We start from the raw sequence: 19439 nt of genomic DNA on the forward strand, positions 1-19439 counted from the left end.
CGCCATGTTACCGGTCGCTGAACTGCATGGCGTCCGCCCGCACGAGCTGACGCCGCGCATCCTGGAATCGACGCAGCCGCTGGTGCTGCGCGGCCTCGTGGCCGACTGGCCCGTGGTGCAGGCGGCGCGCACGTCCCAGCAGGCGGCCGACGCCTACCTGCGCCGCTTCTACGGGGGCATGAACGTCGTCGCGATGCTGGGGCGCCCCGAGATCGACGGCCGCTTCTTCTACAACGACGACCTGTCCGGCTTCAACTTCTTCCCCGCCAACGTGCGCCTCGATGGCGTGCTGGCCGAACTGGAAGACCATCGCAACGACGAGCGGCCGCCCGCCATCTACGTGGGCTCGACCACCATCGACACGTGCCTGCCGGGCTTCCGCAGCGAGAACGACGTGGACTTGCAGGGGCGCGAAGCCCTGGCCAGCATCTGGATCGGCAACCGCACGCGCATCGCCGCCCATTACGACCTGCCGGACAACCTGGCTTGCGTGGCGGCGGGACGGCGCCGCTTCACGCTGTTCCCGCCGGAGCAGCTGGCCAACCTGTATATCGGTCCCCTCGATTTCACGCCGGCCGGCCAGGCCATCAGCCTGGTCGACTTCCGCCAGCCCGACTTCGAGCGCTTTCCGAAGTTCGCCGAGGCGCTGCCGCACGGCCAGGTAGCGGAGCTGGAACCGGGCGATGCGTTGTTCATTCCCAGCATGTGGTGGCACCACGTGGAGGCGCTGGACCGTTTCAACGTGCTGGTCAACTACTGGTGGCGCCAGTCGCCCGGCTACATGGACACGCCGACCACGGCGCTGATGCACGCCATCATGACGGTGCGCGACCTGCCGCCGGCCCAGCGCGCCGCGTGGCGCCAGTTGTTCGACCATTACGTGTTCGACGCCGACGAGCGGACGGCGGCGCACATTCCGCCGGCCGCCAGGCGGGTACTGGGCCCGCTCGACGCGGATGCGACCCGGGCGCTGCGCGCGCAACTGCTCAAGCGGATGAACCGCTGACCTATAAAAAAACAGGAGAAGACATGGAACAGACCAGGGCAAAGCACCCGATCCGCAAGGTCGTCATCGCCGGTGGCGGCACCGCCGGCTGGATGGTGGCGGCCGGCCTGTCGAAATCGCTGGGCAAGCTGCTCGACATCAAGCTGATCGAGTCGGACGAGATCGGCACCGTCGGCGTGGGCGAGGCAACGATCCCCACGCTGATGAACTTCCACCACCTGATGGAAATCGACGAGCGCGAATTCATGGCCGAGACGATGGCCACGTTCAAGCTGGGCATCAGCTTCGAGAACTGGCGCAACGTGGGCGAGGACTACATCCACTCGTTCGGCACGACCGGTACCGACCACTGGACCGCCGGTTTCCAGCACTTCTGGCACAAGGGCCGCGAGCGCGGCCTGGCCGGGGATTACGGCGACTATTGCCTGGAGCTGAAGGCGTCGCTGCACAACCGCTTCGCGCACCTGCCGAAGAACGGCATGAACTACGCGTACCACATGGATGCGGGCCGCTATGCGAAGTTCCTGCGCCGCTTCGCCGAGCGCTACGGCGTACAGCGGGTGGAAGGCAAGATCGCCGAGGTGCGCAAGGACCTGCTCTGTGGCGACATCCGCGCTCTGCGGCTCGATTCCGGCGTGGAGCTGGAAGGCGACCTGTTCATCGACTGCACGGGCTTTCGCGCCCTCTTGATCGGCGAGACGATGGGTGTGGGCTACGAGGACTGGTCGCACTGGCTGTTCAACGACAGCGCGGCGGCGCTGCAGACGAAGTCCGTGGGCGACGCCATTCCGCTGACGCGCGCCATTGCGCGCGAAGCGGGCTGGCAGTGGCGCATCCCCCTGCAGCACCGGGTCGGCAACGGCATCGTCTACTCGAGCCGCTATACGGACGACGACACGGCCATCCGCACCCTGCAGGCGAACGTGGAAGGCGAGCCCCTGATGGCGCCGCGCATCCTGCGCTTCAAGCCGGGCCAGCGCCAGCAGACGTGGAAGGGCAACTGCATCGCCATCGGCCTGGCCAGCGGCTTCCTGGAACCGATCGAATCGACCAGCATCCACCTGATCCAGCGCGGCATCATCCGCCTGATGCAGATGTTCCCGACCGATGGCATCAGCCAGGCCGACGTGGACGAATTCAACCAGCAGGCGCAGACGGAAATCCAGCACATCCGCGACTTCATCATCCTGCACTACAACGTGACGAACCGGCGCGACACGCCGTACTGGCGCGACGCGGCCAGCATGAAGGTGCCGGCCTCGCTGCAGCACCGCATCGACCTGTTCCGCGAGACGGGGCGGGTATTCCGCATCCCGAACGAGCTGTTTGCCGAGAACAGCTGGATCCAGGTGATGCTGGGCCAGGGCATCCATCCGCGCCAGCACCACCAGACGGCCGACCTGATGGGCGACGACGAACTGGCCCACTTCCTGGGCTCCATGGCGACGTCGATCGAGCGCACGGTGGCGCAGCTGCCTGCGCACCAGCAGTACGTGCAGCAGTACTGCGCCGGCACCGGCTGGTAGGCGTCACGCAGCCGCGCGAAACTGTTTCCGGTACTGCGACGGCGAGGTCTGGAACGCCGTGCGGAAATGCTGGCACGTCGCCGTGGCCGGCGCCGAACACCAGGCATGGCACCGACAGGTGGAAGGGCGTGATGCCGTCGAACGCGACGACGGCAACCGGGGTGGAAGCGCGGGGCATGGCCCGATTATAGCGAAGTAAGGCCTTCGGGCCACTGGTGGCGCGCGGCGCCGGCGTCCAGAATGACGTCATCGCTACTTTCCAAGGAGACCGCCATGTCCGCAGCCCCCCGCCGTGCCTTGCTCGTCATCGACGTGCAGAACGAGTACTTCACCGGCAACCTGCCGATCGAATATCCGCCCGTATCGACGTCGCTGCCCAATATCGTCAGCGCGATGCGGACCGCCGACGACGCCGGCATTCCCGTCATCGTCGTGCAGCACGACGCACCCGCGGCATCCCCGGTGTTCGCGCAAGGCTCCGCCGGCTGGCAACTGCACGACGCCATCGCCGGCCTGCCGCGCCAGCACCATATCCACAAGACGATGGCCAGCGCGTTCGCCGGCACCGACCTGGCCGAGTGGCTGGCCGAGCATGATATCGACACGCTGACGGTGGCTGGCTACATGATGCACAACTGCGATGCCGCCACCGTGTACGAGGCGGCGCACCGGGGCCTGAAGGTCGAGGTGCTGGCCGACGCCACCGGCGCGCTGCCCTATGCGAACGACGGCGGCCGCGCCAGCGCCGAGGAGATCCACCGCGTTTACTGCACCGTGTTCCACTCGAACTTCGCCGCCGTCTGCAGCACCCGCGACTGGGCCGGCGCGGTCGCCGGCGGCACGGCGCTGGCGCCGGACAACGTCTACCTGTCCAACCAGCGCGCCCGGATGTAAAAATATGACGGCAGCGTGACAATCGGTGAGCATTGCGGGCCCTCTGGTACGGTATAAACAGGGTTTTAAGGGGCGAGCGTGCGCACTGATGTCACCGTGGCCGTGGCGCTGCTGCTGCTGGTAATCGGCAGCGCACCGGCACAGCAGGCCTACAAGCTGAAGGAGGAAGCGCCGACGGGCAGTCACCTGCGGCGCGATGCCGCCGCGGGCTATCTGCCGTTCGACAAGACCTACGAGCAGCTGACAGCGGCGGAAAAGGCGCGCCTGCTGGCACATTACGAGCACATGGCGCCCGGCGACGAGCCGCCCTATCCGAAGCACGGCCTGAAACGGCTGATCCGCACCGTGGGACAGCTGCAGGGCCGCGCGCACCTGCAAGGCAAGTTCGATGCGGGTGTCGTCGTCGGCCCGGACGGCAAGGCCATCGAGGTGCGCATCTACGAGTCGGCCACGCCGGAGATGACGCAACTGCTCAGCAACCTGCTGGTGGTCGAACAGTACAAGCCGGCGCTGTGCCGGGGCCGGCCGTGCACGCAGGAATTCCCGTTCCGCATCGCGCTGAAGTACCGGCCCTGAAGTCCCTGCACCAAGGCTTGACAGGCCGCGGCGCCCCGGGCGACATTAGCGCTTCCTGCCGACCCGGAGAACCCCGATGACAAAGAGCCTGCTGTTTGCGCTGATGCTGTCCAGTGCCGCCGCCGCGCTGGCCGCGCCGGTCACGTACGAGATCGATCCCACCCACACCTTCCCCAGTTTCGAGGCCGACCACATGGGCATCTCGGTCTGGCGCGGCAAGATCAACAAGAACAGCGGCAAGGTGGTGCTGGACCGCGAAGCGGGCAGCGGCAGCGTGGACATCGACATCGACGTGGCCAGCATCGATTTCGGCAATGACGCGCTGAATGAGTGGGCACGCGGCAAGGATTTGTTCGACGTGGCGCGCTGCGGCAGCAAGGCCCGCTACCAGGGCAAGCTGGCCGGCTTCACGGCCGGCGTACCGGCGGAAGTGCAGGGCCTGCGCCGCCGTGCTGGCCGTCCTTGCCGCGCCAGCCCTGGCGCAGGCACAAGCCAACGCGCCGTTGCCAGCGCAGCCCAAGTTCGATGCCAAGGGCATCGCCCGCACGGAAACCGTGCGCCGCGAGTTCGACGGCCACCGCGAAGCCATCCAGGTGCGCGTGGACTTCGCGCCCGGCGCCTCGTTCCCGAAACATTCGCATCCCGGCGTGGAGATCGCCTATGTGCTGAGCGGGACCATCGAATATGAACTGGAGGGCAAGACGGTGCGCCTGCAAGCCGGCGAATCGCTCTACATTCCCGCTGGCGCCGTGCACTCGGCGAAAAACATCGGCGACGGCATCATCTCCGAGCTGGCCACCTACGTGGTGGAGAAGAACCAGCCGATCGTCATCCTCGCCAAGTAGGCGCGCGCCGCGTTCAGCGGTTCGTCAGCGTCACCCCGGCGGCCACCAGCACGCCGCCGGCTACCATCGACGCGAGCACCTGCTCGCCCAGCAGCAGCGCGGCCAGGCCGATGCCGAACACGGGCACCAGGTTGTTGAACACGGCCGTGCGCGAGGCGCCGATGGCTTTCACCCCTTCGTAGTACCAGACGAAGCCCAGCACCGTGCCGAACGCGCCCAGGTAGCACAGCCCCGCCCACACTTGCCAGCCGATGCCGGGCCAGTCGACGGTGCCGATGTCGCGGGCGGCACCGATCGCCAGGAACAGCAGGCCCCACAGCGACGCGTAGGTCGTCGCGGCGATCGGGCTCATGCCCTTCAGCGCGGAACGGCCCACCAGCGTGTAGGCGGCCCAGCTGCTGATGGCGCACACCATCAGCAGTTCGCCCAGCCCGACCGACTGGCCGATGTCGCGCAGGGCACCGACCGGATCGCCGCGCGTGATCACGACAGCGGCGCCGCAGAACGCCAGCGCGATGCCGGCCCATTTCACCGCCGTCAGCCGCTCGCGCAGCAGCAGCGCGGCCGCCAGCGCCGTCACGATGGGATTCAACGCGATGAACAGCGCGGCGCGGCCGGCCGGCATGCGGCCCAGCGCGCCGAAGAAGCACAGGTTGTAGAGAAAAATGCCGGTCAGCCCCAGCACGGCAGTGGCCAGCACCTGCTGGCGCGACAGGCGCGGCAGGCCGCCTTCGCGCTGCCAGGCCACGAGCAGCAGCAGGCCACAGGCGACGGCAAAGCGCAGCGCGGCGGCCGTCATGACGGGCAGCGCATGGGCGACGATGCGGCCGGCGATAAACGTCCCACCCCAGAACAGCGTGACGAAGACCAGCTTGACGTAGACCAGGGGTGGCGCGGCGGGAGTTTTCATGGCGGGCTTGCGGTATCGGTGGAGGAAGGCATACATTAATGCTTATCCAAGCTCATGGACAAATGAGGAAAAGCTCATGACCCACGAGATGTCCATGACCAGGAAATGTCCATGACCAGGAAATGTCCATGACCAGGAAACGCCCATGACCTTCACCCAGCTGGAAATCTTTGTCATGGTGGCCGAGATGCGGGGCTTTACGTCGGCCGCGCTGCGGCTCGGCATCAGCCAGTCGGCCGTATCGCATGCGATCAAGTCGCTGGAGCAGGAGCTGGACGCGCAACTGGTCGAGCGCGAACAGGCCGCCGTCACGGTGACGGAACTGGGCCAACGCCTGCTGCTGCGCGCCCGCGAGATCCTCGGCCTGGCCGAAGCCATGCGCCAGGATGCCGCCGTGGCCCGCGGGCTGCACAAGGGCCTGCTGCGGATCGGTTCCTTCGGCCCGACCTCGTCGCTGAAACTGCTGCCGGCGATCCTGCAGGCCTACCGGACCCGCTACCCGGGCGTGGAAGTGCAGATCGACGAGGGGCCGGATGGGGCCGTACTGCAGTGGGTGGCGGACCGGCGCGTCGACGTCGGCTTTGCCGTCCTGCCGGACGACCGCTTCGACACGGTGCCGCTGGTGGAAGACCAGCTGGTGGCGCTGCTGCCGCGCGACCATCCGCTGGCCGCGCGCGACGCCGTCACGCTGGCCGAGCTGAGCGAGCAGCCGTTCATCATGCCGGAGGCGGGATGTTCGGCGCTGATCGAGCCGCTGTTCGCCGCGGCCGGGTTGGGGCCGCAGGTGCGCTACCGCATGTCGCAGATGGTGACGGTGCTGCACCTGGTCGACAACGGCGACGGCATCACCGTGCTGGCCGAGCTGGCGCTGCCCCGCGGGCTGGCACAGTCGCATGCGCAGATCGTGCTGCGGCCGTTGCGGCCCGCCGTGCGGCGCCGGGTCGGACTGATTTTCCGTAACCTGGGGCGCGCCGCGCCGGCCGTGCAGGCCTTTGCCGAGATCGCGCGCACCGTGGCCAAGGCTAACCCCGGCACAGCGTAAGCAGGCTGGCGAAGGCCAGGGCATTGACGGGCGCCAGCAGCGCGTGCGTGGTCCATGCGCACACGGCGCACAGCGCCAGCACGAGAGCCAGCAGGCGCCGCGCTTCCTGTCGCGGCGCCATGTCAGGCCGCCTGCAGCCGGGAGACGGCGCGGTCGTCGATGGGCCAGTGCAGCGCGGCCGCCGCCAGGCCGACACCGATCGCCGCCAGCCACACCAGGTCATACGAGCGGGTGGCATCGAACACGATCCCGCCCAGCCACACGCCCAGGAAGCCGCCCAGCTGGTGGCCCACGAACACGAAGCCGAACAGCGTGCCGATGTACTGCACGCCGAAGACCTGCGACACCAGGCCGTTCGTCAGGGGCACGGTCCCCAGCCACGTCAGGCCCATGACGAACGAAAACAGGTAGACGCTGGCGCTGCTGGGCGGCAGCAGGACGAACGCCAGCATGGCGCCCGCGCGCACCAGGTACAGGTAGGCCAGCAGGTGCTTGCGGCGGTACTGGCTGCCCAGTTGGCCCCAAGCGTACGTGCCCGCCACGTTGGCCAGCGCCACGATAGCCAGCGCCGCCACCCCCGTCGCGGCTGGAAAGCCCCGGTCCAGCAGGTAAGCGGGGAAGTGCGCGCCCAGGAAGGCCAGCTGGAAGCCGCAGGCCAGGAAGCCCAGGTTGAGCAGCCAGAAACCGCGGTGCGACAGCGCCTCGCCGATGGCCTGGCGCATCGACTGGCTGGGCCGGTCGCCGTCGGCCGTCGCGCGGTCGTCCAGCGGCCAGGCCAGCGGCAACGCCAGCGCCAGCACGACAGCGAACACGCCCAGCGCCGCGGCCCAGCCGGCGCCGTCGATCAGGCCTTGCGCCGCCGGCACCATGGCGAACTGGCCGACACCGCCGACGGCGCCGGCCATGCCCAGCGCCCAGCTGCGCCGCTGCACCGGTACCAGCCGGCTGATGGCGCCGTAGACGACGCCGAACGTCGTGCCGGCCAGGGCCAGGCCGATCAGCAGGCCGCCGGACAGCGCCAGTTGCGTGGCACTGCCGGCATGGGCCATCAGCGCCAGCCCGGCGCCATAGGCCAGGCAGCCGGCCGCGAGGACGCGGCGGGCGCCCCAGCGGTCGGCCAGCATGCCCGTCAGCGGCTGCGCCAGGCCCCAGACCAGGTTCTGCAAGGCCAGCGCGAACGCGAACTCCTCGCGGCCCCAGCCCCGCGCGGCCGTCATGGGCAGCATGAACAATCCCTGCACGTGGCGCATGCCCATGGCCAGGCCGATGACGATGCCGCCGCAGACGACGACGGTCAGTGGCGATACGGTCAGCGGCGAGACGTTATTCCTCATGGCGATTCCTCCTGCGCCGAGGATAGCGACGCGGCGCGACCGGCACGAGCGCAGAATCGGCATGGCAGCCATGCGCGTCACGCATGGATGACCCGGTCAGCGCATGGCCGTCAGCGCCTCCCGCGTGGCGGCCGCGTGCTGCAACAACCAGCCACGCACGATGTCGACTTCCGCGCGCATCGGTCCGTCAGGCTGCACCAGCCAGTAGCCGTAGTCGTCGACGGCGGTCCGCTGTGGCATCCAGGCGGCGAGGCGGCCGTCGCGTAATGCCGGCAGGAGCAACGGCAAGCGGCCCAGCGCGACGCCATTGCCTTCGATGGCCGCCTGGATCAGCTGGTCGTACTGATTGAAGTGCAGCGTGCCGCGGGTTGGCCCGGGAAGGCCGCGCTGGCGCAGCCATGGCGTCCAGTGCAGGAACGGATGCGTGCGGTCGTGCAGTTCGAGCAGCACGTGGCCCGATGGCGCGGCAGCACCGTCGAATGCGCCGGCTGCCACGGCGGGGCTGGCGACCGGCACGATCTCCTCCGCGAACAGGTGCAGGGCGGCAGCGGGCACGCCCCCTGCCGGGGCATAGCGGATTGCCAGGTCCACGCTCTCGCGCTGCAGGTCCATGACGCGGTTGCTGGTTTCCACCCGCAGGTCGATGCCGGGATGGGCGGCCTGGAAGTCGCCCAGGCGCGGCAGCATCCACAAGGAGGCCACGCCGATGCTGGCGGAGATCGTCACGGGCCGGACAGCCGGCGTTTGTCGCAGCGACGCCGTCAGCTCGGCCAACTGGTCCAGCCACGGCGAGGCGAGCGCGAACAGCTGCTGGCCCGCGTCCGTCAGCACGATCTGGCGGTTGCCGCGCACCAGCAAGGGCACGCCGAGGCGTTCTTCCAGTGCCTGGATCTGCCGGCTCACGGCCGATTGCGTCAGGCACAGGTCCCGCGCCGCCGCCGTGATGCTCAGGCGCCGGGCGGTCGCCACGAAGCCGCGCAGGGCGTCCAGCGGGGGCAGGTTGAGCAGCGCATGCGACATCGTCTCTCCACAGGTGGTCCAGCCGATGATAGCGCATTAGAATGCAAGCCAAGGAGGAGACCACGATGCCCGTCGCACCGAAAGCGCAACTGCCCGAACTGAGCTTCGCCGATGCCGCCGCGTGGGAAGCCTGGCTGGCACGCGAGCATGCCAGGGCGCCGGGCGCCTGGTTGCGCATCGCCAAGCGGGGCGCCGGCGCAAATACGGTGCAGTATCCGGCGGCCCTGGAGGTGGCGCTGTGCTACGGCTGGATCGACGGCATCAAGCGCCGCATCGACGACGACTACTGGGTGCAGAAATTCACGCCGCGTGCGGCCCGCAGCATCTGGTCGAAGGTCAATCGCGACAAGGTGCAGGCGCTGATCGACAGCGGCCGCATGCGCCCCGCCGGCCTGAAGGAAATCGAGCGCGCCAGGGCGGACGGCCGCTGGGATGCGGCGTACGACTCCGTCAGCCAGGCCACCGTGCCGCCCGGGTTGCAGATGGCGCTGGAGGCCAACCCGGCCGCGCAAGCCTTCTTCGCCACCCTCGACAGCCGCAACCGTTACGCGATCCTGCACCGCCTGCAGACGGCGAAAAAGCCGGAGACGCGTGCCCGCCGGCTCGAGCAGTTCGTGCAGATGCTGGCGCGCGGCGAAAAACTGCACCCGTGACCTTACATCGGCTTGGCCACCATCAGGTAGAACACGCCGAGGAACGCAAAGAACGCGGGAATGCCCAGCACGATCCACATCTTGAAGTAGCGCCAGAACGCGGGGGGCAGCGGCGTGCCCGCGCTGGCGGCGGCGGCCGACAGGTCGCGCAGCCGCATCTGCAGCCACACTACCGGGAACCAGCATAGCGCCGCCAGCACGAACAGGCCGATCGAATACATGATCCAGGGACTGTGCATCGGGTAGCCGGCCAGGTGGATCAGGTAGAAGCCGGTGGCCGGCTGGGCGATCATCGTCGTGCCCGTGAACAGCCAGTCGGCGATGACGACGATGCGCGTGACGACGGCAATCGCGGCCACGTTGCGGCTGATGACGGCAAACAGCAGGTACCACGCGGAGCCGATGCCCGTGCCGAACAGGAAGGTGGACGACAGGATGTGCAGCCATTTGACGATCGTGTATTCCATTATTGCTCCCTGGTTTCCTTGATGGGTTGTTTCTCCAGCTCGTACAGCAGCCAGATGGCGGCCAGCATCGGCAGGTTCTTGCTGAGCGGCCCGTACGGATGCCACAGGAATTCCGGCAGCCGGAATGCGATGACGACGGTGTAGAAGCCGATCAGGCCCGCCTGGGCCAGCCACAGCCAGTGGCGCCAGCGGCGCGGCAGCGCCAGCGTGCCGATCCCGAACAGCAGGTCCAGCGCGCTGGCGCCATACAGCATCAAGGGCGCCAGTACGGTCGGGATGCCGGTACGCTCGAGCAGGCGATAGCTGTCCTCGACAGGCCAGGCAAAGGCCGACACATACGCTGTCCAGATCCACACGATGGCGATCGCCACGCGCAGCAGCGGCAGCAGCCAGCCCAGTTGCGCGTCCAGCCGGGCCGCCTGTGGACGGTCGATGAACTTTTCCACAGGCCGGGGCGGCCGGCCCAGCAGCCGCACCGTTGGCGCCGGGTCGGCCGTGTTGCCGCGATCGAGCATCTGCAGTGCGTCCGGCGTCAGCGGGCTGCCCGGCACGAAGCTGCCCAGCCGGGCCGCCAGCCGCGCCACGAACGATGGCAGCCGCAGCACGTGCAGCCGGCCCAGCCCCAGGCCGCGGCGCAGCGCGCCCAGGTAGCCCATGAAGGGCAGCGGCGCGGGGCCGACCAGGGCGACGCGTTCGCTGCGCGGACCGCCCGTTTCGCCCAGCAGAGCAACGATGGCCTGGCAGACGTCGTCGATATGGACCGGCTGCACGGGCTGCGGCGACGCGCCGAACTGCAGCGCGAACGGCATCGTCGCCAGCGTGCGGAACATCTTCGAGCTGGCCCCTTCCGGACCGTAGATCAGCGATGGCTGCACGATGCGCGAACGCAGCGGCAGCGTGGCCAGGAAGTCGTCCGCGGCCTTCTTGCTGCAGTGGTAGGCGGTGACGGCCGCTTCATCCGCACCCAGTGCCGAGACCTGGACGATCAGTTTCACGCGCGCATCGACGGCGGCCGCGAACAACGCTTTCGGCGTCTCCGTATGCAGCGCGGCAAACGTCTGGCCGGGCGCCTCGCGGATGATACCGACGGTGTTGATGACGACGTCGACGCCCGACAAGCGCGCCACCCAGGCGGATTTTTCGCTATCGTTGGCGAAGTCCGCCTGGACGAAGCCGATGCGCGGATCGGGACTCTTGTGCCGCCCCGCGCTCAGCACGCGATGGCCCTGCGCCAGCAGCAGCGGTGCCAGGTGCGAGCCAAGAAAACCGGTTGCGCCGGTCAGCAAGATCAGCATGGGTGCCCTCTTCGGATGGGTTGTGCAACAGTATAGGGAAGGACGGGCAAGGGTGTCGCCCGCACTTCCCGGACACGAACGGGATAACGTTATGGACAATTGGAAGCAGGTGGTGGTGAAGGGGATGGTGCCGGGGGCGCTGGCCAGCCTGACATCGACGGCGGCGCTGGCGCTGCGCTCGCGCGAGGAGAGCGGCAGCATGTTTGCCGGCGCCAACGCGATCAGTCACTGGCTGTGGGGCGACAAGGCGTTCCAGCGCGACGAACCGTCCTGGAAATACACGCTGGTGGGCTACGGTATCCACCATGCCAGTTCGCTGTTCTGGGCCACGATCTTCGAGCAGGTCGCCGGCAAGGTACTGGATCGCAAGTCGGTGGCCGGGACCGCGGCGGCGGCGGCGGCGGCCGCCGCGACGGCATGCTTCGTCGACTACCAGATGACGCCGCAGCGTCTGAAACCGGGGTACGAAGAGCGCGTATCGAAGAAATCGCTGGCGCTGGTCTACGGCGCGTTCGCGGTGGGGTTGGCGGCCGGGGCGTTGTTCAACCACCGCGACAGGTGAAGTCTGGGGCGGAAGGGTCTGTCCCTGCATAGGGACTGACCCTGAAGTTTCCTGGATCCGCCGCAACGCCGCGCAGCTTCGGGGTCAGTCCCGCAGGGACAGACCCATGCCGCGATCGTCGCCACCTTGCAATCACGCACAAGGCTCCGCCTGCGCCAGCCACTCGCGCCCGGCCGCCAGCACCTGCTCCAGTTCCCGCCGCACGGCGGCAAAGTGCGGCGCCAGGTCGCTGCCGGGGCGGTCGGCGATCGCCATCTCCGCCTCCATCGTGGCGCGGATCAGGCGCTTGGCGCCCAGCACCCCGATGGCGCCGCGCAGCGAGTGGAAGATCTTCGCGGCGTCTTCCAGCCGCCCTTCCGCCAGCGCGCGGTCGGCGGCATCGGCGGGCTGCATGCCGCCTTCCAATGCCCCCTGCACCATGCGGCACATCAGCGCCCGCCCTTTCGGGTCGCGCCCCATCACGCGCATCAGGCTGTCCATATTGAAGACCGGCTCGGCCGGATCGGTCGGCGGCGGCTCCGCTGCCGGCTGCACGACGGCAACGGCGCTGCGGCGCGTGGCCGGCAAATGGCGCTCGATCACGGCCATCATTTCCTCCACCACGACCGGCTTGGCGATGAAGTCGGTGATGCCGGCCGCCACGCAACGGTCGCGCTCCGACGCCAGCACGCCGGCCGTCATCGCGATGACGGGCAGTCGCAGCTTGAGTTCCTTGCGCAGGATGGCGGTGGCCGTGAAGCCGTCCATTACGGGCATCTGCATGTCCATCAGCACGATGTCGTAGCGGTCCGGTGCCGCGCCCAGCACGTCGAGCGCCTGCTGGCCGTCGCCCACCACGTCCAGCGTGGCGCCGGCCTGTTCCAGCAGGCCCCGTGCCACCGCCTGGTTCAGCAGGTTGTCTTCCACCAGCAGGAAGTGGCAGCCGGCCAGGCGGTCGGCGCGGCCGTCGTCCGCCAACGCGGCTTCCTCGCCCCCGCCCTTGGCGACGAGCGCCTGGTGCAGGGCCTCGAACAAGGTCGAACTGGTGATCGGCTTGACCAGTACCACGTCCGCTTCGGGCGTGTTCGAGATCTCCTCCAGCCGTTCGCGCGCGAAGGCATTGATCATCGCGACGATGGGTTGGCGGCGGCCGTCGGCGGCCTGGCGGATGGCGTGCGCCGCCGCGAAGCCGTCGCGGCCCGTCATGTGCCAGTCGGCCAGCACGACATCGTACGGATGGTGCCCGCGCATGCTCTGCTGGAACAGGTCCAGCGCCGCGGCACCCGAGTCGGCCAGGTCGGCATGCCAGCCCCATGCCTGGATCAGTTGCGCGATCATGTCGCGGTTGGTGCGGTTGTCTTCCGCCACCAGCACGGAGAGCGGCCCGATCGACGGCTGCCGTTGCGCCTCGCGGTGCAGCACCAGGTCGTACGGCAGCTCGAACCAGAAAGTACTGCCCTCGCCCGGCGTGCTGCGCACGTCGATCTGGCCGCCCATCAGCTCGATCAGGCGGCGCGTGATCGTCAGGCCCAGGCCCGTGCCGCCAAAGCGCCGCGTGATGCTCTCGTCGCCCTGCGTGAAGGCCTGGAACAGGTGGCCCAGCTGTTCGTGGCTCATGCCCATGCCGGTATCGCGCACTTCGAAGCGCAGCACGGCGCGGCTCTCCTCGCGCCGCACCAGGTCCACTTGCACCACCACCTCGCCCTGCTGGGTGAACTTGATGGCATTGCCGGCCAGGTTGACGAGCACCTGCTGCAGGCGCAGCGCATCGCCGCGCAGCAGGCGCGGCACGTCCGGGGCGACGACGATGGCCAGCTCCAGTTCCTTGTCGCCCGCGTTCATCGTCATCGTCGTGGCCAGGGTGCTCATCGAGTCGTCCAGGTCGAATTCGACGGGCGACAGCTCCATGCGCTCGGCCTCGATCTTGGAGAAGTCCAGCACGTCGTTCAGGATGCCCATCAGCGAATCGCCGGCCGTGCGGATCATGTTCAGGTACTTGCGCTGCTGGGCCGTCAACGACGTGTTCTGCAGCAGGTAGGCCATGCCCAGCACGGCATTCATCGGCGTGCGGATCTCGTGGCTCATGTTGGCGACGAAATCGCTCTTGGCGCGGTTGGCCCGTTCGGCGCGATCGCGTTCCCGTTCCAGTTCGTCGGCGCGCGCCGCCAGCTCGGTCAGCAGGGCCTGGGCGCGCTCGTCGGCCGCCTGGCGCTGGGCCATCAGGTCGTTGAACGACAAGGTCAGCTCGCCGATCTCGTCGCGCGCCTTGACCGGCAGCGCCACGTAGTCCTGCGGTGCGTGGCGCAACGCGCGGATCGCGTTGCGCAGGCGGATCAGCGGCGACATCAGGCGCGACGTCACCAGCGCGATGGTGGCCGCGGCCGCCAGCGACGCCAGCGTGGCCCAGAACGCGAGGCGCAGCTGCATGCCGGCAAACGGCGCGAAGGCCTCGTCCTCCGGCAGCGATGCGGCCAGGATCCACGGCACGGATTTGAGCTGCTTGACGCTGGTGAGCATTCGCACGCCGTCGATGTTCTTGCTGATGAGCGTCCCTTCGAAACCTTCCTCCAGCGCGCGCGTCATCGCGGTCGAGCCGCCGGGTAGGCGCGGCTTCATCAGCCGCTCGACTTGCGGGTGCAGCACGTAGACGGGACGCGGGGCACGCGTGACGGCATAGAAGTACCCCGTGCGGCCGACCTTGGCAGTGCGCAGGTGGCCCAGCAGGTTGTCCTTGTACAGGCGCAGCGCGCCGATGACGATACAGCGCACTTCCCCGTCGTCGCCCAGCACGGGCGCCACCATCTGCACCACGGGGCGCTTGCTGCCGCGGCCGATGACGGGTTCGGCGATCAGCGGCAGCCGTTCCGTCATCACGCGTTTGAAATAGGCCCGGTCCGTGACGCTGACGCCGGGACGGTTCGGCAGCGCCGGGATGTCGGCGATGACGATGCCCTGCGGGCTGACGACCAACACGTCGTCGAACAGCGTCAGCACGGCGCGGTTCTCGTAGAACCCGCGCAGGCCGGCCGGGTTGGTGCACAGGTCGCGCGGCTGGTAGCGCACCGACTGGGTCACGATTTCGCGCAGCATCACCACCTTGTCGTCGAGCTCCTGCGCGGTGCGGGCAACCAGGGCGTCCTGCTGGGCAAACAACACGCGTGTGAAATCGTCACGCATGCGCTGCGCCTGCAGCGCAGTGACGAGCGCGATCGTGACGATCGACGTCAGCGTGGTCGCGAGCGCGACTTTTGCCTTGATACCCAGCGGTTTCATCCCCCCTCGCATCGATGTGCCGGCGGTGGTTAGCAGTATGCATGCATCATAAGCCCGCTACTGTTCGGGCGGCCACACGCCCGGCGTCTTGCCGTGCCGCGCGACAGGTTGGACAGCTTGATAATGCTGTCGCGCAATCCAGATTGAATGCCTGGGCAAACCAATAAGGAACGGCCCTGTCGCCAGACAGTTACAGTACACTGTGGGCCATCCGAACCAGAACCGACCAATGATGCAAGCGCTTCCCTCTTATACCCTGCCCGGCACGACCATCGATGTCCTGAGGGCCCGTTGTGCCACGTGCAGCATGCACCAGCTGTGCCTGCCGATGGGGCTCGACATGGGCGACATGGACAAGCTGGACAAGATCATCGGCCGCCGTCGCAAGGTGGCCAAGGGCGACGTGCTGTTCCGGATCGGCGACCCGTTCTCGAGCCTGTACGCGATCCGCCTGGGCCACTTCAAGACTTACCAGATCAACGCCAACGGCGAAGAGCAGGTGACGGGCTTCCAGATGGGAGGCGAACTGCTGGGCATGGACGCGATCAGCACCGACAAGCACTATTGCAGCGCGATGGCACTGGAGGACTCCGAGGTGTGCGAGATCCCGTTCTCCAGCCTGGAGCAGCTGCTGGTCGACATGCCGACCTTGCTGCGGCATTTCCACCGCATGATGAGCCAGGAAATCACGCGTGAGCAAAGCGTCATGCTTTTGCTCGGCAATATGCAGGCCGCGCAGCGCTTCGCCGCGTTCCTCGTCAACCTGGCATCGCGTTACGAGGCCCGGGGCTACTCGGCCACCGCGTTCCAGCTGCGCATGTCGCGCGAGGACATCGGCAATTACCTGGGCCTGACGATCGAGAGTATCAGCCGGCTGCTGAACAAGTTCAAGAAGCTTGGGCTGCTGAGCGTCAGCAATCGCGAGCTGCAGGTGCTCGATCTGCCGCGCCTGAAGGCCATTACGGCCGGTACCGAAACCTGCGCATAAACCCCCTGGGGACAGGCACGGATCTTCAGGTCTCCCGACCTGAGGATCGGTGCCTGTCCCCGGTGTCTTCTTACTCGGCCTTGAGCGTGATGTCGCGCTCGACGGGCCACAGCCACGTCCCTTCCAGCCGCCACGTCCTGCGGTCGTCCTCCACCAGCACCACCCAGCGGCTGCGTTCCAGCATCGGCAGGCCGATGCTGAAGGCGCCGTCCGCGTCCGGGCGCAGCAGCAGGCGGATGTCCTTCTCCGGCTGCGTCGCATGCGCCAGGTGCAGCAGCACGGGGCCGTGGACGGAACCCCCGTCGCGCGTGGCCAGGCGGCCGGCCAGCTTGCCTTCGGCCGCGTGGTAGCGCACCGCCACCGATAAGCCCAGCGCCGCGGCCGCGCGATCGCGCCGCAGGTCCTGGTTGATGGCCTTGCCCTTCTTGTAATAGTCGCCGACGACCAGCGCATCCTGCTGCGAAAACGCGATCCAGCCCGTATAGCCGCAGGCGGCCAGCACGATGGCGGGACCGGCCATCAGCAGCCAGGGCCAGCGCTGCGCGTACCACGGCGGTGTCATGTTCAAAGCCTGTTCCATGCTGTTCTCCTAGCGCGGCACGATGAAGACCGCGGTTTCGCTGACCGTCAGGGCGGGATCGTCCACCGCCGTCAGCTGGATGGTGATCTTGTTGGAGCCGGTCTCGCCGGCGCCATGCGGCGCGCGCAGGCGGATCGGCACGGCGCGCGTCTCGGTGCCGGCCAGTGTCACTTCATTGGCCGTCGCCAGCGCCAGGCCGGGCATGCCATGCGCCGCGATACAGTAGCGGTGCGACTGTTCGGACGTATTCATGATCTGCAGCCGGTACACGTTCTCGATCGCGCCGCCGTCGACTTCGCGGCCCATCGAACCGCGGTCGCGGATGACGTCCATCTTCAACGGGGTGCGCAGCGCCAGCGACGTGCCGACCGCGACGACCACCAGCAGCAGGCCGGCGCAGTAGATCAGCACGCGCGGGCGCATGGCGCGGCGGCGGATGTCCTGCGCCGACATGCCGTCCGTCATCGCCCGGTCCGTGCTGTAGCGGATCAGGCCACGCGGCTGTTCGACCTTGTCCATCACGCTGTTGCACGCATCCACGCAGGCGGCGCAGCCGATGCACTCGTACTGCAGGCCGTTGCGGATGTCGATGCCGGTCGGGCAGACCTGCACGCACATCGTGCAATCGATGCACGAGCCGCCGTTGACGCTCTTGCCCGCGTCCTTCGCCACCTTGCCGCGCGGTTCGCCGCGCTTGGCATCGTACGTGACGATCAGCGTGTCGCGGTCGAACATCGAGCTCTGGAAGCGGGCGTACGGGCACATGTACTTGCACACCTGCTCGCGCAGCCAGCCGGCGTTGCCATAGGTGGCCAGCGCGTAGAACAGCACCCAGAACCATTCCCACGGGCCGAACGCCAGGGTGAACGATTCGGCGCCCAGCACCTTGATCGGGGTGAAGTAGCCGACGAACGTGAAGCCCGTCCACAGCGCGACCAGACCCCAGGCCAGGTGCTTGGCGGTCCGCTTCGAGAACTTGCGCAGCGATGGGCCTTGCTTGGCCAGCGCCATGCGCGCGCTGCGCGGGCCTTCGATCTGGCGTTCGATCCACAGGAAGATCTCCGTGTAGACCGTCTGCGGGCAGGCGAAGCCGCACCATACCCGACCCGCCACCGCCGTGACCAGGAACAGCAGCCACGCGCAGATGATCAGCAGCGCGGCCAGGTAGATGAAGTCCTGCGGCCACAGCACCAGGCCGAACAGATAGAACTTGCGCGTCGTGAGATCGAACAGCACGGCCTGGCGACCGTTCCAGGTCAGCCATGGCAGGCCGTAGTAGGCCAGCTGTGTGAGCCAGACACACAACCAGCGCAGGCTGGCGTAGCGTCCCTTGGCTTCGCGCGGATAGATCTCCTGCCGCGCTTCGTACATCCGGATGACCTGGGGCTCGGGGAATTCATGATACGGCCTTCAGTTCTCTTTACCTGGTTTCGTTCGACAGGCTCCACACGTAGGCGGACAGCACGTGGACCTTGGGTTCGCCCAGGAAGTCGCCGAATGCGGGCATCGTGTTGTCGCGGCCCTTGCGGATCGTTTCCATGATCGTCTCGGCGCTGCCGCCGTACAGCCACGTCTTGTCGGCCAGGTTGGGTGCCCCCATCGCCTGGTTGCCCACGCCGCCGGCGCCGTGGCAGGCCATGCAGACCGAGAACTTCGACTTGCCGAACACGCTCTTGATCGGGTCGGAGGCGGCGCTGCCGGAGAGGCTCAGCACGTAGTGGGCGACGTTCTCGATGTCCTTGTCCGAACCCAGCGCGGCGCCCATCGGCGGCATCACGCCATGACGGCCGTTCATGATGGTCTGCTTGATCGCATCAGGGGCGCCGCCGTGCAGCCAGTCCTTGTCCGTCAGGTTCGGGAAGCCCTTGTTGCCGCGCGCGTCGGAACCGTGGCACTGCGCGCAATAGGTCAGGAACAGCCGCTCGCCGATGGCATGTGCCTGCGGGTCGGCCGCGACGGCCTTCAGGTCCTGCTGGCGGTATTTCTCGAACAGGGGACCATACTCGCTGTCGGCCTTGGCCAGTTCGGCCTTGTATTCCTTGGCCGAGTTCCAACCCAGCTTGCCGGCATAACCCAGGCCCGGATACAGGAACAGGTAGGCGATGCCGAACACGATCGTCAGGTAGAACATCCACATCCACCAGCGCGGCATCGGCGTGTTCAGTTCCGTCAGGTCCTCGTCCCACACGTGGCCCGTCGTGCCGACGGGACCATTGTGCTTGGCGACCTTGTACTTCGATTGCGAGTACAGCAGCACGGCGCAACCGAGCACGCCCAGTACCGTCAGCACGACGATGTACAGGTTCCAGAAGTTGTTGGTAAAGTCAGACATCTTGTTTCTCCTCGTCCGCGAACGGCAGTTGCGCGGCTTGTGCGAAGTCGGCCTGCTTGCGCTTGGACCAGGCCCAGGTCCAGATGCCGGCGAACGTGATGAACGAAACCACCGTCATGACGCTGCTGGCGCTGTCAAAAATATGCTCGATCGCCAT

20 protein-coding genes and 1 pseudogene are annotated in these 19439 nt (G+C 67.7%); 10 read left to right on the forward strand and 11 right to left on the reverse strand.

Features of this window, described 5'->3' with window-relative positions:
* Nucleotides 1-4 precede the first annotated feature (4 nt).
* The 6 genes and pseudogenes from PX653_RS21730 (at nt 5) to PX653_RS21755 (ending at nt 4847) form a co-directional block, all read left to right on the forward strand.
* On the forward strand, nt 5-1006 hold the full coding sequence (locus PX653_RS21730) for a cupin-like domain-containing protein (RefSeq protein WP_277414785.1): 1002 nt from the start codon (nt 5-7) through the stop codon (nt 1004-1006).
* A gap of 23 nt (nt 1007-1029) precedes the next feature.
* Nucleotides 1030-2532, forward strand: a complete 1503-nt coding sequence (locus PX653_RS21735) for a tryptophan halogenase family protein (RefSeq protein ID WP_277414786.1) — start codon at nt 1030-1032, stop codon at nt 2530-2532.
* Nucleotides 2533-2805: 273 nt separating this feature from the next.
* The gene (locus tag PX653_RS21740) at nt 2806-3426 is read left to right on the forward strand and encodes a cysteine hydrolase family protein (protein ID WP_277414787.1); all 621 of its coding nucleotides are present in this window, start codon (nt 2806-2808) and stop codon (nt 3424-3426) included.
* A 78-nt stretch (nt 3427-3504) separates the two neighbouring features.
* Nucleotides 3505-4002: a hypothetical protein gene (locus PX653_RS21745; RefSeq protein ID WP_277414788.1), complete on the forward strand. Its 498-nt coding sequence runs from the start codon at nt 3505-3507 to the stop codon at nt 4000-4002.
* A gap of 193 nt (nt 4003-4195) precedes the next feature.
* A pseudogene (locus PX653_RS21750) lies at nt 4196-4309 on the forward strand (polyisoprenoid-binding protein); the annotation flags it as partial.
* Nucleotides 4310-4451: 142 nt separating this feature from the next.
* Nucleotides 4452-4847, forward strand: coding sequence for a cupin domain-containing protein (locus tag PX653_RS21755; protein WP_277414789.1), 396 nt, complete (start codon nt 4452-4454; stop codon nt 4845-4847).
* Between the two features lie 13 nt (nt 4848-4860).
* On the opposite strand, the gene PX653_RS21760 is transcribed toward PX653_RS21755, so the two are convergent.
* Nucleotides 4861-5757 (reverse strand): DMT family transporter, encoded by an 897-nt coding sequence (locus PX653_RS21760; protein ID WP_277414790.1) that lies wholly within the window; start codon nt 5755-5757, stop codon nt 4861-4863.
* Between the two features lie 145 nt (nt 5758-5902).
* On the opposite strand from PX653_RS21760, the gene PX653_RS21765 reads away from it, so the two are divergent.
* The gene (locus PX653_RS21765) at nt 5903-6799 is read left to right on the forward strand and encodes a LysR family transcriptional regulator (protein WP_277414791.1); all 897 of its coding nucleotides are present in this window, start codon (nt 5903-5905) and stop codon (nt 6797-6799) included.
* Here PX653_RS21765 and PX653_RS21770 read toward each other — a convergent pair.
* The 3 genes from PX653_RS21770 to PX653_RS21780 form a co-directional block, all read right to left on the reverse strand.
* Nucleotides 6780-6920, reverse strand: a complete 141-nt coding sequence (locus PX653_RS21770) for a hypothetical protein (RefSeq protein WP_277414792.1) — start codon at nt 6918-6920, stop codon at nt 6780-6782. The two genes, PX653_RS21765 and PX653_RS21770, sit on opposite strands and share 20 nt — an antisense overlap.
* A gap of 1 nt (nt 6921) precedes the next feature.
* A complete protein-coding gene (locus PX653_RS21775) occupies nt 6922-8133 on the reverse strand; it encodes an MFS transporter (protein WP_277414793.1) in 1212 nt (403 codons plus the stop codon).
* Nucleotides 8134-8229: 96 nt separating this feature from the next.
* Nucleotides 8230-9153, reverse strand: coding sequence for a LysR substrate-binding domain-containing protein (locus tag PX653_RS21780; RefSeq protein ID WP_277414794.1), 924 nt, complete (start codon nt 9151-9153; stop codon nt 8230-8232).
* Between the two features lie 65 nt (nt 9154-9218).
* On the opposite strand from PX653_RS21780, the gene PX653_RS21785 reads away from it, so the two are divergent.
* A complete protein-coding gene (locus tag PX653_RS21785) occupies nt 9219-9806 on the forward strand; it encodes a YdeI/OmpD-associated family protein (RefSeq protein WP_277414795.1) in 588 nt (195 codons plus the stop codon).
* Between the two features lie 2 nt (nt 9807-9808).
* On the opposite strand, the gene PX653_RS21790 is transcribed toward PX653_RS21785, so the two are convergent.
* Both PX653_RS21790 and PX653_RS21795 read right to left on the reverse strand, forming a co-directional pair.
* Nucleotides 9809-10273, reverse strand: a complete 465-nt coding sequence (locus PX653_RS21790) for a DUF2269 family protein (protein ID WP_277414796.1) — start codon at nt 10271-10273, stop codon at nt 9809-9811.
* Nucleotides 10273-11568: an SDR family oxidoreductase gene (locus PX653_RS21795; RefSeq protein WP_277414797.1), complete on the reverse strand. Its 1296-nt coding sequence runs from the start codon at nt 11566-11568 to the stop codon at nt 10273-10275. Before PX653_RS21795 ends, PX653_RS21790 begins: the two co-directional genes overlap by 1 nt.
* Before the next feature lie 91 nt (nt 11569-11659).
* Here PX653_RS21795 and PX653_RS21800 point away from each other — a divergent pair, with 91 nt between their 5' ends.
* A complete protein-coding gene (locus tag PX653_RS21800; RefSeq protein WP_277414798.1) occupies nt 11660-12130 on the forward strand; it encodes a hypothetical protein in 471 nt (156 codons plus the stop codon).
* 132 nt (nt 12131-12262) lie between these two features.
* On the opposite strand, the gene PX653_RS21805 is transcribed toward PX653_RS21800, so the two are convergent.
* On the reverse strand, nt 12263-15382 hold the full coding sequence (locus PX653_RS21805) for a response regulator (protein WP_277414799.1): 3120 nt from the start codon (nt 15380-15382) through the stop codon (nt 12263-12265).
* Nucleotides 15383-15611: 229 nt separating this feature from the next.
* On the opposite strand from PX653_RS21805, the gene fnr reads away from it, so the two are divergent.
* Nucleotides 15612-16370 (forward strand): fumarate/nitrate reduction transcriptional regulator Fnr, encoded by a 759-nt coding sequence (fnr, locus tag PX653_RS21810; protein ID WP_277414800.1) that lies wholly within the window; start codon nt 15612-15614, stop codon nt 16368-16370.
* 70 nt (nt 16371-16440) lie between these two features.
* On the opposite strand, the gene PX653_RS21815 is transcribed toward fnr, so the two are convergent.
* The 4 genes from PX653_RS21815 to PX653_RS21830 are packed head-to-tail and all read right to left on the reverse strand — an operon-like array spanning nt 16441 to nt 19439.
* Nucleotides 16441-16950: a FixH family protein gene (locus tag PX653_RS21815; RefSeq protein WP_277414801.1), complete on the reverse strand. Its 510-nt coding sequence runs from the start codon at nt 16948-16950 to the stop codon at nt 16441-16443.
* 9 nt (nt 16951-16959) lie between these two features.
* Nucleotides 16960-18321, reverse strand: a complete 1362-nt coding sequence (gene ccoG / locus PX653_RS21820; RefSeq protein WP_277414802.1) for a cytochrome c oxidase accessory protein CcoG — start codon at nt 18319-18321, stop codon at nt 16960-16962.
* A gap of 49 nt (nt 18322-18370) precedes the next feature.
* Nucleotides 18371-19282 carry a cytochrome-c oxidase, cbb3-type subunit III gene (gene ccoP, locus PX653_RS21825; protein WP_277414803.1) on the reverse strand — a complete coding sequence of 304 codons (912 nt, stop codon included), beginning with the start codon at nt 19280-19282 and terminating at the stop codon, nt 18371-18373.
* Entirely contained in the window at nt 19275-19439 is a 165-nt protein-coding gene (locus PX653_RS21830; protein WP_277414804.1) for a cbb3-type cytochrome oxidase subunit 3, read from the reverse strand. Before PX653_RS21830 ends, ccoP begins: the two co-directional genes overlap by 8 nt.

The sequence above is a fragment of the Pseudoduganella chitinolytica genome, from assembly GCF_029028125.1.
Lineage (GTDB): Bacteria > Pseudomonadota > Gammaproteobacteria > Burkholderiales > Burkholderiaceae_D > Rugamonas > Rugamonas chitinolytica.

Excerpts from the sequence above, each read along its gene's own strand:
- PX653_RS21730 (WP_277414785.1), top strand. The coding sequence starts at position 5 with ATGTTACCGGTCGCTGAACTGCATGGCGTCCGCCCGCACGAGCTGACG.
- PX653_RS21735 (WP_277414786.1), top strand. The coding sequence starts at position 1,030 with ATGGAACAGACCAGGGCAAAGCACCCGATCCGCAAGGTCGTCATCGCC.
- PX653_RS21740 (WP_277414787.1), top strand. The coding sequence starts at position 2,806 with ATGTCCGCAGCCCCCCGCCGTGCCTTGCTCGTCATCGACGTGCAGAAC.
- PX653_RS21760 (WP_277414790.1), bottom strand. The coding sequence starts at position 5,757 with ATGAAAACTCCCGCCGCGCCACCCCTGGTCTACGTCAAGCTGGTCTTC.
- PX653_RS21765 (WP_277414791.1), top strand. The coding sequence starts at position 5,903 with ATGACCTTCACCCAGCTGGAAATCTTTGTCATGGTGGCCGAGATGCGG.
- PX653_RS21770 (WP_277414792.1), bottom strand. The coding sequence starts at position 6,920 with ATGGCGCCGCGACAGGAAGCGCGGCGCCTGCTGGCTCTCGTGCTGGCG.
- PX653_RS21775 (WP_277414793.1), bottom strand. The coding sequence starts at position 8,133 with ATGAGGAATAACGTCTCGCCGCTGACCGTATCGCCACTGACCGTCGTC.
- PX653_RS21780 (WP_277414794.1), bottom strand. The coding sequence starts at position 9,153 with ATGTCGCATGCGCTGCTCAACCTGCCCCCGCTGGACGCCCTGCGCGGC.
- PX653_RS21785 (WP_277414795.1), top strand. The coding sequence starts at position 9,219 with ATGCCCGTCGCACCGAAAGCGCAACTGCCCGAACTGAGCTTCGCCGAT.
- PX653_RS21790 (WP_277414796.1), bottom strand. The coding sequence starts at position 10,273 with ATGGAATACACGATCGTCAAATGGCTGCACATCCTGTCGTCCACCTTC.
- PX653_RS21795 (WP_277414797.1), bottom strand. The coding sequence starts at position 11,568 with ATGCTGATCTTGCTGACCGGCGCAACCGGTTTTCTTGGCTCGCACCTG.
- PX653_RS21800 (WP_277414798.1), top strand. The coding sequence starts at position 11,660 with ATGGACAATTGGAAGCAGGTGGTGGTGAAGGGGATGGTGCCGGGGGCG.
- PX653_RS21805 (WP_277414799.1), bottom strand. The coding sequence starts at position 15,382 with ATGAAACCGCTGGGTATCAAGGCAAAAGTCGCGCTCGCGACCACGCTG.
- fnr (WP_277414800.1), top strand. The coding sequence starts at position 15,612 with ATGATGCAAGCGCTTCCCTCTTATACCCTGCCCGGCACGACCATCGAT.
- PX653_RS21815 (WP_277414801.1), bottom strand. The coding sequence starts at position 16,950 with ATGGAACAGGCTTTGAACATGACACCGCCGTGGTACGCGCAGCGCTGG.
- ccoG (WP_277414802.1), bottom strand. The coding sequence starts at position 18,321 with ATGTACGAAGCGCGGCAGGAGATCTATCCGCGCGAAGCCAAGGGACGC.
- ccoP (WP_277414803.1), bottom strand. The coding sequence starts at position 19,282 with ATGTCTGACTTTACCAACAACTTCTGGAACCTGTACATCGTCGTGCTG.
- PX653_RS21830 (WP_277414804.1), bottom strand. The coding sequence starts at position 19,439 with ATGGCGATCGAGCATATTTTTGACAGCGCCAGCAGCGTCATGACGGTG.